General features: G+C 65.2%; 14 protein-coding genes. 7 read left to right on the plus strand and 7 right to left on the minus strand.

Annotated elements, in window-relative coordinates:
* The first annotated feature begins 77 nt into the window (after positions 1–77).
* Positions 78–2,276: a glycosyltransferase family 41 protein gene (locus tag F4827_RS24020; RefSeq protein ID WP_183728326.1), complete on the plus strand. Its 2,199-nt coding sequence runs from the start codon at positions 78–80 to the stop codon at positions 2,274–2,276.
* Here F4827_RS24020 and F4827_RS24025 read toward each other — a convergent pair.
* The 3 genes from F4827_RS24025 to F4827_RS24035 all read right to left on the minus strand — a co-directional run bounded on the left by F4827_RS24025 (position 2,273) and on the right by F4827_RS24035 (position 5,582).
* On the minus strand, positions 2,273–3,742 hold the full coding sequence (locus F4827_RS24025) for a cytochrome P450 (RefSeq protein WP_183728329.1): 1,470 nt from the start codon (positions 3,740–3,742) through the stop codon (positions 2,273–2,275). The two genes, F4827_RS24020 and F4827_RS24025, sit on opposite strands and share 4 nt — an antisense overlap.
* Positions 3,743–3,891: 149 nt before the next feature.
* Positions 3,892–4,716: an IclR family transcriptional regulator gene (locus tag F4827_RS24030; RefSeq protein WP_183728332.1), complete on the minus strand. Its 825-nt coding sequence runs from the start codon at positions 4,714–4,716 to the stop codon at positions 3,892–3,894.
* A gap of 2 nt (positions 4,717–4,718) precedes the next feature.
* Positions 4,719–5,582: an IclR family transcriptional regulator C-terminal domain-containing protein gene (locus tag F4827_RS24035; protein ID WP_183728335.1), complete on the minus strand. Its 864-nt coding sequence runs from the start codon at positions 5,580–5,582 to the stop codon at positions 4,719–4,721.
* A gap of 274 nt (positions 5,583–5,856) precedes the next feature.
* Between F4827_RS24035 and F4827_RS24040 the strand changes: the two genes are divergently transcribed.
* The 6 genes from F4827_RS24040 (at position 5,857) to F4827_RS24065 (ending at position 12,059) form a co-directional block, all read left to right on the plus strand.
* A complete protein-coding gene (locus tag F4827_RS24040) occupies positions 5,857–6,816 on the plus strand; it encodes an MBL fold metallo-hydrolase (protein ID WP_183728338.1) in 960 nt (319 codons plus the stop codon).
* 27 nt (positions 6,817–6,843) lie between these two features.
* On the plus strand, positions 6,844–8,553 hold the full coding sequence (locus F4827_RS24045) for an FAD-dependent oxidoreductase (RefSeq protein WP_183728341.1): 1,710 nt from the start codon (positions 6,844–6,846) through the stop codon (positions 8,551–8,553).
* A gap of 115 nt (positions 8,554–8,668) precedes the next feature.
* Positions 8,669–8,911, plus strand: coding sequence for a DUF2783 domain-containing protein (locus tag F4827_RS24050; protein ID WP_183728344.1), 243 nt, complete (start codon positions 8,669–8,671; stop codon positions 8,909–8,911).
* 306 nt (positions 8,912–9,217) lie between these two features.
* Positions 9,218–10,429: a cyclic nucleotide-binding domain-containing protein gene (locus tag F4827_RS24055; protein ID WP_183728347.1), complete on the plus strand. Its 1,212-nt coding sequence runs from the start codon at positions 9,218–9,220 to the stop codon at positions 10,427–10,429.
* A gap of 108 nt (positions 10,430–10,537) precedes the next feature.
* Positions 10,538–11,338, plus strand: a complete 801-nt coding sequence (locus F4827_RS24060; RefSeq protein ID WP_183728350.1) for a flagellar motor protein — start codon at positions 10,538–10,540, stop codon at positions 11,336–11,338.
* A 19-nt stretch (positions 11,339–11,357) separates the two neighbouring features.
* A complete protein-coding gene (locus tag F4827_RS24065) occupies positions 11,358–12,059 on the plus strand; it encodes an OmpA family protein (RefSeq protein ID WP_183728353.1) in 702 nt (233 codons plus the stop codon).
* A gap of 40 nt (positions 12,060–12,099) precedes the next feature.
* Here F4827_RS24065 and hydA read toward each other — a convergent pair whose 3' ends face one another.
* From hydA to F4827_RS24085, 4 genes are read right to left on the minus strand one after another with little or no spacing between them, the layout of a single operon-like run.
* Positions 12,100–13,557 carry a dihydropyrimidinase gene (gene hydA, locus F4827_RS24070; RefSeq protein ID WP_183728356.1) on the minus strand — a complete coding sequence of 486 codons (1,458 nt, stop codon included), beginning with the start codon at positions 13,555–13,557 and terminating at the stop codon, positions 12,100–12,102.
* Positions 13,558–13,608: 51 nt separating this feature from the next.
* Positions 13,609–15,123 carry an NCS1 family nucleobase:cation symporter-1 gene (locus F4827_RS24075; RefSeq protein ID WP_183728359.1) on the minus strand — a complete coding sequence of 505 codons (1,515 nt, stop codon included), beginning with the start codon at positions 15,121–15,123 and terminating at the stop codon, positions 13,609–13,611.
* A gap of 58 nt (positions 15,124–15,181) precedes the next feature.
* Complete coding sequence (gene preA / locus F4827_RS24080) at positions 15,182–16,459, minus strand: NAD-dependent dihydropyrimidine dehydrogenase subunit PreA (protein WP_183728362.1); 1,278 nt, start codon at positions 16,457–16,459, stop codon at positions 15,182–15,184.
* Between the two features lie 52 nt (positions 16,460–16,511).
* Positions 16,512–17,906, minus strand: a complete 1,395-nt coding sequence (locus tag F4827_RS24085; RefSeq protein ID WP_183728365.1) for an NAD(P)-dependent oxidoreductase — start codon at positions 17,904–17,906, stop codon at positions 16,512–16,514.
* Positions 17,907–17,977 lie beyond the last annotated feature (71 nt).

A 17,977-nucleotide genomic window follows, 5' to 3' on the forward strand; every position in this document is an offset into this window, starting at 1 on the left:
AAATCCCCCGGGCATATTGAGACGTCACTAGACTTCAGCGTTATCCGCTTTGCGTCCCAGCACGCTTTGTCTGCGTCATGTCCCGTCCTCACGTTCCCGAAGTTTCCGAACCTCTCTCGCACGCCCTGCTCGCCGCCGAATCCGCCTGGCAACGCGGCGAAACCGAACTCGCTCGCGAGCTATGCGCGCAGTCGATCGCCGCCAATCCCCATGACGCCGATGCGCTCAACCTCGCCGCGATCCTTGAAATTCACTGCGACCCGCCGAAGGCGCGCGCGTTGATCGAACGCGCGCTGGCCGTGCGCGAAGCCCCGCATTTCCTTGTGACGCTCGCAATGGCCTGCGACGCGTCGGCCCGCGATACGGCGATTCGCGCCTTGCAGCGCGCTCTCGAACTTGAACCGGACTCCCCGATCGCACTCAACAATCTCGGCCATCTGCATGGCGAAGCGGGTGACAGCGCCGCGGCGTCGGACTGCTTCGAGCGCGCCATCGCGCTTGCGCCCGCGCACGCGGTCATCCACTTCAACTACGGGACGATGCTGTCGAACGCGGGCGAACTGGAGCGCGCTGAAACAGCGCTACGGCGCACGCTCGAACTCGCGCCCACCTACGTGAACGCCTGGAACAACCTCGGGCAAGTGCTGCTGAAAATGCATCGGCAAAGCGAAGCGCTTGCCATCTTCGAACACGCTCGCGCGCTTGCGCCCGATTCCGTCGCGGTGCTGACCAACCTCGGTTCCGTGTTGACGGGCGCGGGCCGCATCGGCGAAGCGAAAGCCGCGCTCGAATGCGCCATTGCGCTGGAGCCTGGCCGCGTGTCGGCCTGGAACAACCTGGGCAACCTGCATTTGCAGTTGGGGCAGGTGGACGAGGCGCATGCCGCGTTTGCACAAGCCATCGCGCTGAAGCCGGATTTCACCGATGCGCTGCTCAATCTCGGCAACGTGCACAGCAAGATGGGACGCATCGACGAGGCGATTGCCAGCTATCGCCGCGCGCTGGCGAGCCAGCCCGCGCATATCGGCGCGCACAGCAATCTGCTGTTTGCGCTGATGTTCGCAAATGACGATGCTTACGCGGTGCGTGCCGAGGCGCAGCGCTTCGCCTTGCAGCACGAATCCGCTTTGCTCGCCGCAAGCGCGCATACGCGCTATGCGAACACGCGCGAACCCGGGCGGCGCTTGCGCATCGGTTATGTGTCGCCGGATTTCCGCAATCATTGCCAGTCGCTCTTCACGATGCCGCTGCTGCGCCATCACGATCACGTGCACTTCGAGATCGTCTGCTATGCGCTGGGCAACCGGCGCGATGACGTGACGGCGCAACTCAAGCTCCACGCCGATGTATGGCGCGAAGCGGGCGAACTGGACGATGCGTGCCTTGCGCAGCAGATTCGCAACGACGGCATCGACATTCTTGTCGATCTGACGATGCATATGGACGGCGCGCGGCGTCTGCTGTTCGCGCGGCGGCCCGCGCCTGTGCAGGTCGCATGGCTCGCGTACCCGGGTACGACGGGCAGCCCGTCGATTGGCTGGCGGCTCACTGATCCGTGGATCGATCCACCCAATACGCCGAATATCGACGACCAGTACACCGAGCGCTCGCTGCGTCTTGCCGATGCATTCTGGTGCTACGACGCGCTGACCTCGACGCCCGAAGTCAGCGCTTTGCCAGCGCTCAAGAACGGTTTCATTACGTTCGGTTGCCTGAATAATCCCTGCAAGCTGACCGATGCCACGCTGGCGCTCTGGGCGCGTGTCTTCGCCGCGCTGCCCGACGCGCGGCTCATTCTGATGGCCCCGCCGGGCCGGGCGCGCGAGCAGCTTTTGATGCGCCTTCAGGCGATAGGCGTCGAGCCTGCGCGTGTGAGCTTCAGCGGCTTCCAGGCGCGTGCCGACTACCTGCACATGTATCGGCAGTTTGATATCGCGCTGGATACGTTTCCGGCCAATGGCCACACCACCAGTCTCGACGCCTTCTGGATGGGGGTGCCGGTGCCCACGCGCTACGGGCACTCGGCGACAAGTCGCGCGGGCCTCTGCCTGCTCGCGAATCTGGGTTTGCCGGAACTGGCGACCGATAACGACGCCGGTTACGCCGCCATCGTCACCGCGCTCGCCCTCGATCTGCCGCGCCTTGCGGCGTTGCGCGCGGGCTTGCGCGCACGCATGCAGGCGTCGCCGCTGATGGACGGCGCGCGCTTCGCGCGCAACATGGAAGCCGCGTTCCGGCACATGTGGCAAGCGTGGTGCGACGAGGCGCGCGCCTAGCGCACGCGCCTGGTCAACTTCACCGGCATGGTGTCCGGCACCATCGTGAACGCGGACACCTCGTTGATCTTCGCCGGATCGATGGCCAGTTCGATCGAGAATTCGTTCATCAGCATGGAGAGCGCCAGGCGCATTTCCACGGTCGCCAGATGACGCCCGGGGCACACACGCGGTCCCGCGCCAAACTGCAGATACGCGCGCACTTCATGCGCGCCGGCGTGGGCGGCCTGGGCGGCCTGGTCGGCGTGCTCGCCCTTGCGCATCCAGCGCCAAGGATCGTAGCGCTGCGGATCGACGAAGTTCTTCGCGTCGATCATGGCGGGCCGCGCGACGAAGAACATGCGCGTGCCCTTGGGCAGCGCGACGTCATCCACCACCACGTCTTCGAGCGGCTCGAACGAATGCACGGCGGCCACCGGGCGCAGGCGCGTCGCCTCGATGCAGATCGCCTCGAAAATATCGAGTTCCTTGAGCGTGGCGTAGTCGGGGCAAACGGGCGCGTCGCCCAGCACCCGATGCGCTTCGTCGCCCAGATGCTTCTGCAACGCTGAATCGGCGACCAGATAGGGCAGGGTCCAGGCGATCGAATCGGCGGTCGTGTCCTCGCCCGCGAGGAGGATGGTGAGCACGTTGGCGCGGATCTGCGCGTCGGTGATGGCGCCGTGCTCGCCGCCTGGTTCTACACCTTGCTGCTGCACTAGCATCGCTTCCATCAGATTGCGCGGGGTGTCCGACGGCTCGTCGCGCATGCGCTCGCGCGCGCGCGTCATCATCGAGTCGATGTAGCGATGCACTTCCACCAGCGATTGATCGAGCTTGCGGTCCGCCGGCAGCTTGAAGACGCGCCAGTACGGAAACAGCGCGTTGATGCGGCCCATCACGCTCGGCAGGATGCGCTCCAGGTGCTCCTGGATCACGCCGTGATCGCGCTCCAGCGTGCGCGGATCTTCGCCGAACGCCAGCGCGCTCGTCACATCCACGGTGTAGCGCTTGAGGTCGTCGGTCATCTCCACGGTCTCGCCGCGCTCGGCGGCGCGCAGCCAGCGCGTGCGCAGGCGCTGCGTGATGTCCGCGAGGGTGGGGTAGAACGCCTTGATGTTGTTGATCGAGAGCGCCTGCATCACCAGACGCCGATGCGTTTCCCACGCCGCGCCTTCGGCGGAAAAGAGGCCGTTGGCGCCCATTTCTTCGAGTACGGCTTCGATCGGCTGGTAGCGGCGGTAGCGGTGCGGACGCTCGCGCATGATCTGCTGGATCAGCTCGGTGTCGGTCCAGATCGTGATGGGAATGTTGCCCACCTGGAAGCGGTACGGCGTGCCGAGTTCTTCGGCCCAGCGTTCGAGGATCAGATGCAGGCGCGTGGGCGACAGCTGCAGCAGATTGCCGATGAGCGGCAGGCCGCGCGGACAGGGAAGATCGGCGACCTGGCGCAGCGCCGCGTTGGAACCGGTGGAGGCCGTGCTCATGGGCGGGTCCTTGTGCCTGATTGGCGTGGTTGACGTGGTTGGTCTGGTTGGCCTGGTTGGTCTGTCTGATGCGGCGGCGCTGCGCTCTCGTGTGCGCAGTCTTGCAGGTGCTGAATATCGCGCGTCGAAAACGCGATTATATCGACGGCCTATAAAGCCGGGAGCGCCGCGCCCGCCACGTATCCGAAGCGGCGCGACAGGCGCTCGGCCGCCGCCATCAGCCGTTGCGCGCTGGAGCCTTCGCGCGTGGTGTCGAGGTTGCCCGACGGCCCCATCAGCGCGAGCACGAGGCACACGCTGCCGGTGTGATCGAACACGGGGGCGGCCACGGTGCTGATGCCGGGAACCGGCTTGTCGAGCGCGGTGTCCAGGCCTTGCGCGCGGATCACGGCGAGGCGTTCGGCGTAGCGCGCGCCGTCGTCGGGCAGTTCGGCCACGCCTGCGAGCCGCAGTGCGTCCTGCGCGAGCAAGGCCGCGCGCACATCGTCGTCGAGCCAGGCGGCGAACACGCGGCCGATGGCGGTATTCACGAGCGACATCACCGTGCCGGGACGCAGGCTCACATGCAGCGGACGCGGCGACTCTTCCAGCCGCACGACCGTCGGACCGAGCGGGCCCGGCACGGCGAGCGCGACGCTCATGCCGGTGCCGGCGGCGAGGTCGACGAGTTCGGCATCGGCCTCGCGTACGGGTGACAGGCGCGCGAGACCCAGCAGGCCTAGCTCCAGGCTCAGTGGCCCGGCTTCGTAACGGCCCGCTTCGTCGCGCGCGAGCAGGCCGGTTTTCAGCAGGCTCACCAGATGCGCAAACGCCTTTGCGCTGGGCATGCCTGCCGCCGCCGCGAGGTCGCGCAGCGACAGCGGCGTGCCGGCCGCCACCAGCGCGGCGAGCAACTCGCCCGTGGCGTCGAGCGCCTGGATGCCGCGCTGCGGCTTGTCGGCGGCTTCGGTGGTCCCGGTGGTTTCTTTGGACATGGTCAGGTCGATGGGGGCGAAGCAAACGCGGCTTGTGCGATGGCTTGTGCGGCGTCGCGCAGCGCGTGCACGAGTTTGCCCTCGGGGCGCACGTCGAGCGCGCCGCTTGCGCCAATGGCCGTGAGCGTCACGCGCAGCGCGCGCTGCGCATCGAGCACCGGCGCGCAGACGCTGCTGACGCCGGGACTGGGCGCGTCAATGCCGATCTCGAAGCCGCGCGCGCGGATCGCGTCGAGCGTGGCGGAGAAAGCCGCATCGGGCGCGGTCATCTCTTCGGCGGCCGCCGTGCCGCGCCAGACCGGCTGCGCCGTCTGGTTGGCCCACATCGCGCGCAGCGTGGCGTCGTCGAGAAACGCGCAGAACACGCGTCCCGTCGAGGTGGCCGGCAGCGACATGACGGTGCCGACGTGCAGGTTCACATGCAGCGGCAGGCTGGCGTGCTCGTAGCGCACGATGGTGGGCCCTTGCGGTCCGGCGATGCACAGCGCAACGCTGCAGTTGTGCGCCTGTGCGAGCGCTGCCGCGTGCGGCACGGCCTCGCGCAGCGCGGGCTGCTGCGTCAGATGCAGCAGGCCCAGGCGCAAGGCCAGCGGCCCGGCCTCGTATCGCCCGGACAGCGCGTCGCGCTTGATCAGGCCGAGGCGCGTGAGACTCACCAGATAGGCGTGCGCCTGGCTGGAGGCGATGTCGGCGGCGGTGGCGAGGTCGGTGGGCGCAAGCGGCACGCGCGCATCGGCCAGCACGCGCAGCAGGCGCGCGCCCACTTCGACGCTCTGGATGCCGCGCTGGGCGCGGCCGGATCCAGCCGCTTCAGCATCGGCTCCGGTCCCTGCTGCGGACGGCGGCGCGTTGCGAGGAGTCTTCACTCGTTGTACCAGGCTGAAAAAGGGTCCATGTTAACTGAATGACGGGGGAATTCCGCGGGTTTCATTGTTTGCATATGGCTAGTGTATTCGCTATTGACAAATAAAATCCCTCGGGCGATCATGGCTTCACCCCGGCAAAACAGCGGTTCAACCAAACGAGACGGGGCGAGACAAAAATGGCTGGCCCTGCGCGCCGGTCCCCGCACGTGCGCCGTCGTGGCGCGTGCGCTCAGCCTCGCCTCGTCGCCCGTTCCCCACCGATACGGAGACTCAGATGGCAAAAGCGTTCGCATCGCAGGCCGACCTCGAAGAAAAGCAGGTCACCTTCACGCAGCTTTCGGAAAACGCCTACGCGTACACGACCGAAGGCGATCCGAATTCGGGCGTCATCATCGGCGACGACGGCGTGCTGATCGTCGACACCACCGCCACGCCCGCGATGGCGCAGGACCTCATCGCGAAGATCCGCAGCGTCACCGACAAACCCATCAAATACGTGGTGCTCTCGCACTATCACGCGGTGCGCGTGCTGGGCGCGTCGGCGTATTTCGAGGAAGGCGCGCAGCAGATCATCGCCAGCCGCGGCACCTACGAAATGATCGTCGAGCGCGGCGAGCAGGACATGAAGTCGGAAATCGAGCGCTTCCCGCGTCTCTTTGCCGGCGTTGAAACGGTGCCGGGCCTCACGTGGCCGACGCTGGTGTTCGAGAAGGAAATCACGCTGTTCCTCGGCAAGCTCGAAGTGAAGATCGCGCATCTGGGCTCTGGCCACACGAAGGGCGACACGGTGGTGTGGCTGCCGCAGCAGAAGGTGCTGTTCTCGGGCGACCTGGTGGAATACGACGCGGCCTGCTATTGCGGCGACGCCCAACTGGCCGAATGGCCCGCCACGCTCGAAGCGCTGCGCTCGCTCGGCGCGCAAAAGCTGGTGCCGGGGCGCGGCCCCGCGCTGCTCAATCCCGATGAAGTGAACAAGGGACTCGATTACACGAAGGACTTCGTGTCGACGCTGCTGGCGCAGGGCCGCGCGGCCGTCGCGCAGAAACTCGATCTGAAGGGCGCGATGGCGCTCACGCGCGAAGCGATGGACCCGAAGTTTGGTCACGTTTTCATCTACGAACATTGCCTGCCGTTCGACGTGACGCGCGCGTATGACGAAGCGAGCGGCATCACGCATCCGCGCATCTGGACCGCGCAGCGCGACAAGGAAATGTGGGACGCGCTGCAGGATTGAGCGTTCCTGGAGGAGACGGAGAGACACATGATCGATTACCAATCTCTGACGTTCGATTACGCACGCTGCCATGAACAAGGCGACGGCGTGAAGACGGTGCGGCCCGTGGTGGTGGTCGGCGCGGGCCCGGTGGGCCTCGCCACGGCGATCGACCTCGCCCAGCAGGGCGTCCACGTCGTGCTCGTCGACGACGATTGCACCCTTTCCACGGGTTCGCGCGCGATCTGCTTCTCGAAGCGCTCGCTCGATATTTTCGACCGTCTTGGCTGTGGCGAGCGCATGGTCGAGAAAGGCGTGAGCTGGAACGTAGGCAAGGTGTTCCGCAAGGACGAGCTGGTTTACACCTTCAATCTGCTGCCGGAAAGCGGGCATCATCGTCCGGCCTTCGTGAATCTTCAGCAGTACTACGTGGAGGGCTTCCTGCTCGAACGCGCGCAGGCATTGCCGAACCTCGAAATCCGCTGGAAAAACAAGGTCACGGGCATCTCGCAGCGTGGCGAGCCCCGCACTGACCACGCTCATGTCGCGCTCGAAATCGAAACGCCCGACGGCCCGTATGAACTGCTCGCGCGTTACGTGGTGGCCTCGGACGGTTCGCGCAGTCCCGTGCGCAAGCTCATGGGCCTCGACAGCCACGGCCGCACGTTCAAGGATCGCTTCCTGATCGCCGATGTGAAAATGGAAGCCGATTTCCCGACCGAGCGCTGGTTCTGGTTCGATCCGCCGTTCCATCCGAATCAGTCCGTGCTGCTGCATCGGCAACCCGATAACGTCTGGCGTATCGATTTCCAGCTGGGCTGGGATGCCGATCCGGTGTTCGAAAAGACGCCCGAACGCGTGATTCCGCGCGTGCGCGCCCTGCTCGGTCCGGACGTGAAATTCGAACTCGAATGGGTGAGCATTTACACGTTTTCGTGCCTGCGTATGGACAGCTTCCGGCACGGCAACGTGCTGTTCGCGGGTGATTCTGCGCACCTGGTATCGCCGTTCGGTGCGCGTGGCGCGAATAGCGGCTTCCAGGACAGCGAAAACCTCGCGTGGAAACTCGCGATGGTGCTGGAGCATCGTGCGCCCGACGCGCTGCTCGACACCTATGCGAGCGAACGCGAATACGCGGCCGATGAAAACATCCGCAATTCCACGCGTTCGACCGATTTCATCACCCCCAAGAGCGCGGTGAGCCGCGTGTTCCGCGACGCCGTGCTCACGCTGGCCCGCGAGCATGCGTTTGCACGCCAGCTTGTCAACAGCGGACGCCTTTCGGTGCCAGCGGTGCTGCACGAATCGACGCTCAACACCGCCGATGAAGACAGTTTCACCGGCCAGATGGTGCCGGGTGCGTCATGCGCCGACGCGCCGCTGAGCGATGCGCAAGGCAACGCGCAATGGTTGCTCAAGCAGCTTGGCGGACGCTTCACGGGGCTGCTGTTTTGCCGCGCGGGCACGTCGCTGGATGGCCAGACGCGCGCGGCGCTCGATGCGCTCGCAGGCGGTGCGGTGCCGCTTGACTTCGTGGCGGTGATCGACGGCGAGGGCGCACAGCCCGAAGGCCTGCCCGCAGGCACCAAGGTGCTGCGCGATGCGCAAGGTCTGGCGGCGCAGCGCTACGGCGCGCAGGACGGCGCGTTCTATCTGATCCGTCCGGATCAGCACGTGAGCGCACGCTGGCATCGCGCCAGCGCGCCGCGCGTGGAGCGCGCGTTGAAGCGGGCGCTGTGCGTGGAAGGTACGGCTTGAGGCGATGATGCGAAGGGCGGCCGCTTTGCTCGAACGAAAGCACGCCGCCTTTCGAATCGATTATGCAGACCATTACAAAACGAACGACGATATGAAGATGGGACAGGAGACGACGATGCTGAATACCCAACCCAATCTCGCGCGCCCCGACGATTTCTACGAAGCGCTGATCGACATGCATCGCGATCTCGACGATGCGCAGAGCCAGTCTGTCAACGCGCAACTGATCCTGCTGCTGGCCAATCACGTGGGCGAGCACGAGGCCTTGATGGAGGCGATCCGCTTTGCGCGTGCGGGCGTGGTCGTGCCGCCGGCGAATGGCTCGTCGATGGGGGCGGCGGGGATGCTTGCGGCTTGAACAAAAAAGTGAGGCCGGATGCGTTGTCCCGGCCTTGCCAAGCGTGCACATGCACAGCAAACGCAATCGTTTGCCTTCTCGCTATCTGCATCGATCGAAGCGCTAAAACGTGCCTATCGATTGCAACGCATTCCACCTGCTGAATCCTGCCCGCTTGCACCCGCGCGAAGCCGATGCAAATTGATTCAAGAACCCCCTGCGTAAAGCCGTAAACGGCAGTCATACGAGAACCAGATCGATCGTCCATGAGCGCTCAGGCCGGGCGCTCAAGACGGTCGACAACGACACCGCACACGGGGAAACACCTTGAATCGCAGTCAAACATGGTCGCGCACCGCTGCGCCGGGCGAAGTCATCTATTCGGAAGGCTACGCGGGCGAGCGCCTGCTCTTCGTTATCGCCGACGGCAAAGTCGAAATCTCAACCCGCTGCGAAGAGAAGCGCGTCGTGACGGCAACGCTGGGCCGCGGCGAATTTTTCGGCGAAAGCGCTTTGCTGGGTGCGGAGCCGCGCCCGAGCACCGCCAAGGCGCTGTCGTTCTGCCAGCTCACCGTCATTCCCGCCAACATCATCGAGGACGAGCTCGAACGCGTCTCGCCGCTGCTGCGCCACGTCGTGCGCACCATGATCCGTCGCGCGAAGGCGAAGGACGATCAGCTCGCCACTTACACGCACGCCGATTTCATGCCCGGCGTGGTGTCCTACGCGCACGTGCTGTCTCTGCTGGCGGGCGCTGAGCGGGTCGAGCCCAAGGGCGGCTGGTTGCGCCAGGGCCCGGCTCCGGGCGCGGGCGAAGTGAGCGTCGCGCTGGCGGACGTAGTGCACAAGTGCCGCGCCGTGGCGGGCCATTCGCGCCCGCACGTGATGGCGATGCTGCGCCGCATGGAAAAGCTCAACCTCATCGCGATGGAATCGGGCCAGGCGGCTTCGCACCTGGGCGGCGCGGATGGCGGCGATGGCGCGCTCGGCCGTCAGGTCGTCACGTTCGATCCGGTCCGTATCATCGATCGCGCAGGACAGGTGGCCGACCACGATCTGGACGTCTCGATCAACAGCGAACTCGAACTCATCGAGCTGGGCGATCTCGAAGCGCTGATCGGCGTCGAGCGCACGCTGCTGCTCAACAAGCTCTCGCATGGCGAGATCGCCGACGAGCTGTTCGCGTTCCGCAAATCGAAGGTGCTGAACTTCGTCGAGCAAAAGGGCGTCGCGTACTTCAGCAAGCGCGCGAATCGCGGCTCGGGCGAGGTAAAGACGCTCGACGATCTGCTGTTCGTCGATCAACGCACGCTGTTTGACGCGGTCAACGCGCTCGATACCTACGATCTCGCGAAGCTGTTGGCGTCGCTCCAGGATCCGGCTGTGTCCGAGCGTCTGCAATCGGTGCTGTCCGAAGCGCGCAAGAACGAAATCTCCTGGCTCATGCGTCGCGAGATCAAGTCCGACCCGCTCGAACTGGAAGGCATCGAGGCGCGCCTCATCAGCGCTGTGCGCGAACTCAGGGCGCGCGCCGCTTAACACGACGATTGATTCGAGCGACGGCTCATCGCCTGGCGCGCCTGCATGATGCGGGCGCGCTGATCGTGCACGCGCGTCGCCTTTACCCATTCTTATCTGGAAACACGCATGGATCTGTTGACTTTGTTCGGAGTCCTGCTTGGCGGCACGGCCGTCGTGGTGGGCTTCATCCTGGAAGGCGGTCACTTCGGCGCGCTGTTGCAGCCCGAGGCGCTGGTGGTCGTGCTGGGTGGAACACTGGGCGCGGTGATGATCCAGAACACGTGGGCGCGCTTTTTCGACGCGATCCGCCGCTTGCGCACGGTGTTCGTGCGCGCGCAGCAGGTCGATGAAGCCAGTCTTGCCGCCGTGCTCGAATGGGGCGATCAGGCCAAGCTCAACGGCCTGCTCGCGTTCGAGTCGATGGACTGGACGGGTATCCATCCCTTCGCGCGACGCGGCCTGGAACTGCTGGCGGGTGGTGTGTCCACCGCCGTGCTCGAAGATGCGCTCAACCGCGAACTGGAAAACTATGGCCGCACGCATCTGGCGGCGGCGCGCGTCTGGCAGCAGGCGGGCGGCTATGCGCCGACCTTCGGCATTCTGGGTTCGGTGCTGGGATTGATCCAGGTGACCGCGCATCTGGTCGAGCCGTCGCAACTCGGAACGGGCATCGCAGTGGCCTTCGTCGCCACGCTCTACGGGCTTGCGCTGGCGAATCTGGTGTTCCTGCCGCTGTACGGCAAGATGCGCGCGCATATCGAAAGCGAACTGCGCCTGCGCAAGCTCTATCTGGACGGCCTGCTGGCGATTTCGCGCAAGGAGACGCCGCATATGATCGCCACGCGTCTTTCGGGCGAAGTGACGACGCATGCGGGCGGGCGCAACGATGCGAACGCGTGGGCGCGCCAGAGCGCGGCCGTCAACTGAGTGCGAGCGGATCATCAGCATGCAAATCTCATCCGATAAGCCCGCAGCGCGCGATCTGCTGGCGGGACTACTCGATCACGACGAGGAAGAGAGCGGCGAGCATTCCGGGCAAACGGGCCGCTGGCTGCTGTCATACGCGGACCTCGTCACGACGATGATGGTGCTGTTCCTCGCGCTCTACGCCATGCAGCTTGCCAGGCGTCACGAACAGGAACTGCGCGCCCAGTCCCAGGCGGTGCAGACGGTGCAGACGCAGACAACGCCTGCAAAACCCGCGCCGTCACAGAACCCCGAACGCGTCTTGCTGGCTTCGCTGGGTCCCTTGCGCGCGAGCGGTGAGATCACCGTTTCGCCTGTGCCGCACGGCATGGAGATCGGCATCAATGCGAGGATCCTGTTCAATGCGGGCGACGCCGCGTTGCTGCCGGAGTCGTTCGGCGTGTTGAGCCGCGTTGCCGGCGTGCTTGCGCAAGTGCCCGATGGCAACATCCTCGTGGAAGGGCATACGGACAGCACGCCTATCGCCAACGCGCGTTACGCCTCGAACTGGGAGCTGTCGTCGGCGCGCGCGGGCGCCGTGGTGCGCTATCTGGTGGAGCGCGGCGTCGAGCCGCATCGCCTCGCGGCAATCGGCCGGGCCGACAACTTCCCGCTCGTTGCCGGCACCGACCCCGCAAGCCGCGCGCTCAATCGCCGCGTGACGATCGTCGTGCAGTATTGATGCTGTCTTGATGCAGATCGATCCAGCTTGATGCGCCCGCTCAGGCGACCTTGTCGCCTTCGCGATGCACCGGCTCGGTTTCCTTCAGTTGCTTCGCCAGGCGCGAGGCCTGCAGATAGCCCGGATTCGCGGGCCGCTTCAGATAGCGGCCTGCGCCGCGGCGCGCACGCAAGTCGCCATCAGCCCAAACCAGCTCGCCCTGCGAGACCGTATGCGTGGGCACCCCGCGCACCGTCATGCCTTCGAAGACATTGAAGTCCACGTTCTGGTGATGCGTCTTTACCGAAATCGTGCGCGTGGCTTCTGGGTCCCAGACGACGAGATCGGCGTCCGCCCCCACGGCCACCGCGCCTTTGCGCGGATAGAGGTTGAAGATCTGCGCGGCGTTGGTGGAGGTGACGCGCACGAATTCGTTCGGCGTCAGCCGTCCCGTATTCACGCCCTGGTCCCAGAGAATCGCCATGCGGTCTTCGACTCCGCCGCATCCATTAGGAATCCGTGTGAAATCGTCGCGGCCCATGGCTTTCTGCGAGGCGCAGAACACGCAATGGTCGGTGGCCGTGGTTTGCAGCAGACCGCCTTGCAGACCGCGCCAGAGCGCATCGCGATGTTCCTTGGTGCGGAACGGCGGGCTCATGACGTGCGCGGCGGCGCGCGTCCAGTCGGGATCGCGATAGACGGCTTCGTCGATCACCAGATGTCCCGCAAGCACTTCGCCGAACACGCGCTGGCCTTCGGCGCGCGCTCGCGTGATGGCTTCCAGCGCTTCTTTCGCGGAAACGTGCACGATATACACCGGCACGCCCAGCACCTGGGCGATGCGGATCGCGCGGTTCGCGGCTTCGCCTTCCACTTCGGGCGGACGTGAAAGCGGATGCGCCTCCGGTCCCGTGAAGCCGCGCGCAAGCAGTTGCCGCTGAAGCTGGAAGACGAGTTCGCCATTTTCCGCGTGGACGGTGGGCAGGGCGCCCAGTTCGAGCGCGCGCGCGAAGCTGTTCACGAGGATTTCATCGTCGGCCATGATGGCGTTCTTGTATGCCATGAAATGCTTGAAGCTCGATACGCCGTGGTCGTTGACGAGCAGGCCCATATCGCGATGCACGCTTTCGTCCCACCACGTCACGGCGACGTGAAAAGCGTAGTCGGCGGCGGCTTTTTCGGCCCAGCCGCGCCACTCGCGAAACGCTTCCATGAGCGGCTGCTTCGGGTTGGGAATCACGAAGTCGATAATCGACGTCGTGCCGCCCGCGAGGCCCGCCGCCGTGCCCGTATAGAAGTCGTCGTGCGCCTTGGTGCCCATGAAGGGCAGTTCCATATGCGTATGCGGGTCGATGCCGCCCGGCATCACATACTGGCCGCCCGCGTCGACCACGGTGGCCCCGGCGGGCGCGTCAAGGTTTTCGCCGATCGCCGTGATCGTGCCGTTGTCGCAGAGCACGTCGGCGCGCCAGGTTTTATCCGCGTCCACGATGGTGCCGCCTCGAATCAGGATCGCCATGATGCTATGTCTCCTACAGTTTGAGCCTGCATTTCCAGTGGTTTCATGCTGTCACGCATTCGCGACGCTCGGCCTGCGGCTCTTGCCCAGCTTCATCAGCACGCCGTAGACGATGGCGGCAATCGCGAGTCCAACGAACCACGCATAGGTATAGAGTCCCTTGAACGCATCGGGCACGGAAGGGAAGGCGTTCGGAAACGCCTCGTTGAGAAAGCCGGGGAGATTCGGCAGCACGCCTGCGAGCAGCGCGATCACGGCGGCGGGATTCCAGCCGTTCGAATAGGCATATTCGCCGCTTTCCTCGAAGAGTTGTTCCGTATCCAGCCGCGTGCGGCGAATCAGGAAGTAATCGACCATCAGAATGCCCGCGACCGGGCCAAGCAGTGCCGAATATCCCACCAGCCACGTGAAGATATAGCCCTGCGTGGTGGCCAGAATCTTCCACGGCATCATGACGATGGCGATGCCTGCCGTGATGAGGCCGCCTGCCTTGTACGAAATGCCCTTGGGCCACAGGCTCGAAAAATCGTAGGCCGGGCCGACCAGATTCGCGGCCAGATTGCAGCACATCGTATCGAGCGTGAGAATCACGAGCGCGATGCCCACGCCAATGCCTTCCATGCGGCTGGTCAGGTCGATGGGGTCCCAGATCGCCTTGCCGTAGATCACCACCGTTGCGGACGTCACCACGACCGACACCACGGAGAGCAGCGCCATCGGAATCGGCAGGCCGATTGCCTGGCCGACGAGCTGATCCTTCTGCGTTTTCGCGAAGCGTGTGAAGTCGGGGATATTGAGCGCGAGCGTGGCCCAGAAGCCCACCATCGCCGTGAGGCTCGGCCAGAACGTGACCCAGAAGAGGCCGGCTTTCTTGCCGCCCGCGGCGAATTGCGAGGGTTGCGACAGCATGCTGCCCACGCCGCCCGCTTTCGAGCAGGCCCACCAGACCAGCGCCACGCACATCACCACCTTGATGGGCGCGGACCAGCTTTCGAGCCAGCGGATCGAATCCGTGCCATGCAGGATGAAGTAAAGCTGCAACACCCAGAACAGCAGGAAGCACGCGCCCTGACCGATGGAGATGCCCAGAAATGGCAGCGCGTCGCCCACCAGCGCGTTATGGAAGAGGATGTTGGCGAGCGTGTAGATGGCGCTGCCGCCCAGCCAGGATTGGATGCCGTACCAGCCGCACGCCACGATGGCGCGCAGCATGGCGGGCAGTTTCGCGCCCTGCGTGCCGAACGACGAGCGCACCAGCACCGCATACGGGATGCCGTATTTCGCGCCCGCATGGCCGATGGCGAGCATCGGCACCAGCACGATCACGTTGCCCAGCAGCACGGTGATAACGGCTTGCCACGGCGACATGCCCTGCTCGGTGAGCCCGGCGGCGAGCATATAGGAGGCGATGTTCATCACCATTCCCACCCACAGCGCCGCGAAGTGATACCAGCGCCAGGTGCGCTGCGCGACGCCGGTGGGCGCGAGGTCGTCGTTGTACAACTCGCTGGCGCTGCGGCGCGCGCTGGCTTCGCCTACGTCACCGCTGGCTGCTGGCTGGCTCATGATGCGGATTCTCCGTGTCTTGTCGTTCGGTTTATTGGGCTTTTTTAGTACCGGTGGATCAGGCGGCCTTCGGATCGGCTACGCGGCCGGGATTGTTGGGATGCGTGGTCCAGTTCGAGTAGCGCCCGGAATCGACGCGCTCCATCGTGATGCATGCGTCGACCGGGCAGACATGCATGCATAAATTGCACCCGACGCAATTCGCATCGACCACTTCGAAGTGCCGCTGGCCGTCCTTCGTTGCGGTGATGGCCTGGTGCGAGGTGTCTTCGCAGGCGATATGGCACAGCCCGCACTGGATGCAGCGGTCCTGATCGATGCGCGCCTTGATGTCGTAGTCCAGATTGAGGTACTGCCAGTCGGTGACGTTCTGCACCGCGCGACCGCGAATCGCGTCGAGGTTGGCGTAGCCCTTGTCGTCCATCCAGTTCGACAGGCCGTCGATCATATCGTCGACGATTCGGAATCCATAATGCATCGCGGCGGTGCAAACCTGCACGCTGCCCGCGCCCAGCACCATGAATTCTGCGGCGTCGCGCCAGTCGGAAATGCCGCCGATGCCAGAGATCGGCAAACCCTGCGTTTGCGGATCGCGGGCGATTTCGGCCACCATGTGCAGCGCGATGGGCTTGGCGGCGGGGCCGCAGTAGCCGCCGTGCGTGCCCTTGCCGTCGACGGTCGGCAGCGGCGCCATGACGTCCAGATCGACGCCCACGATCGAATTGATGGTGTTGATGAGCGAGACGCCGTCGGCGCCGCCCTTGAGCGCCGCGCGCGCGCCGTGGCGAATATCCGTGACGTTGGGCGTGAGCTTGACGAGGCAGGGCAGCCGCGTGCCCTCCTTGACCCAGCGTGTGACCATTTCGATGTATTCGGGCACCTGTCCGACGGCCGCGCCCATGCCGCGCTCGCTCATACCGTGCGGGCAGCCGAAGTTCAGTTCCACCGCATCGGCGCCAGTGTCTTCGACCAGCGGCAGGATCCACTTCCAGTCGCTCTCGGTGCACGGCACCATCAGCGACACGATCAGCGCGCGATCCGGCCAGTCGCGCTTCACCTGGGCGATTTCCTTGAGATTGACGTCGAGCGGGCGGTCGGTTATCAGTTCGATATTGTTCAGGCCGGCGATGCGCTGGCCGCGCCAGGTAGTCGCGCCGTAGCGCGAACTGACGTTGACCACATGCGGGTCGAGGCCTAGCGTTTTCCAGACCACGCCGCCCCAGCCCGCCTCGAAGGCGCGGTTGACGTTGTAGGCCTTGTCGGTGGGCGGCGCGGAGGCCAGCCAGAACGGATTGGGCGATTCAATACCGGCAATCGAGCAGCGCAGATCGGCCATGATGCAACTCCTTGTTTTATCGGTGTGGGGCGTTTGCTGGTGCGTTCGTGCTTTATGCGGCCTTGCCGGTTTGCGCGGCGAGCCAGCGGTCGATGGCGCGCGCCGCGAGCTTGCCGTCCTGCACCGCCTGCACGGTGAGATCGGTTGCGCCGTGTCCCGCGCAATCGCCGCCGGCCCATACGCCTGCCAGCGAAGTCGCGCCATCGGCATCCACGGCGATGCGCGCGCCGCCTGCGCTCAATTGCAACGCGTCCAGGCCTTCAGGCAAGAGCTTTTGGCCGATGGCCTTGAGCACCATGTCGGCTTCGATGCGTTCGATCTCGCCGGTGCCTTGAAGCGCGCCGTTCGCATCGAGCGCTGTGCGCTCGAACTCCACGGCCTCTACCGCACCGTCGCCCGTGATGCGCACGGGCTTCATCCACTCCACGATCGTCACACCCTGCTGGCGCGCGAATTCCTGCTCGGCCCCTGTTGCGCTCATGTGCGCGCTGCCCCGACGGTATACGAGCGTGACGCGCTCCGCGCCCAGCTTGCGGCTTTGCACGGCGGCGTCGATGGCGGTATTGCCGCCGCCGATCACCACCACGCGGCGGCCCACGGGCAGCGTGGCGAGATCGCTCGATTCGCGCAGTTGTGCGATGAAGTCCACCGCGTCGCGCACGCCTTCGAGCGCTTCGCCTTCGATCTTTAGCGCGTGCGTGCCACTCAGGCCCACGCCGATAAACACGGCGTCGAATTCGCCAAGCAGCGTGTCGAGCGTGAAATCGCGGCCCAGTTGCCGGCCTTGCTTCAACTCGATGCCACCGATCGACAGCAGCCAGGCGACTTCCTTTTGAGCGAAGTCTTCTACGGTTTTGTACGCCGCGATGCCATATTCGTTGAGGCCGCCGGGCTTCTCGCGCGCATCGAACACGCTTACGTCGTGGCCCGCGAGCGCGAGTGTATGCGCGCACGCCAGCCCTGCAGGCCCCGCGCCAACCACGGCGACGGTGCGCCCCGTCTCGCTCGTGCGATGGAACAGCGGCGTGGCGCCTGCGGCCTCGCGCGCCATCTGGAAGTCGGTGGCATGACGTTGCAGCGCGCCGATCTGAACCGGTTCGCCATCCTGATGATTTCTCACGCAGGCGCCTTCGCACAGAATCTCCGTTGGGCAAACACGAGAGCACATGCCGCCCAGAGGATTGGCGCTGAGAATATCGCGCGCCGCGCCTTTCAGATTGCCGTTGCCGATCTTGCGAATAAAGCCGGGAATGTCGATGCCGGTGGGGCAGGCCGCGACGCAGGGTGCGTCGTAGCAATAGTGGCAGCGGTCAGAGGCGATCACCGCCGCATTGCCGGAAAGCGGCGGCGCGACATCGGCAAACTGGCAGCCCAGTTCTTGCGCGCTGATCCGTCCTGCGACGATGCCTGGCGTGCTGCGCGTAGTGTTTTTTGCGGAGTGGGACATCCGGATGCTCCTTGCGAGGCAAAACACGGGTCCGCCGACTGCGCGCGAGGCGCGCCGGCCGGTACGTGGGG

It is taken from the genome of Paraburkholderia bannensis (assembly GCF_014200455.1).
GTDB lineage: Bacteria > Pseudomonadota > Gammaproteobacteria > Burkholderiales > Burkholderiaceae > Paraburkholderia > Paraburkholderia bannensis_A.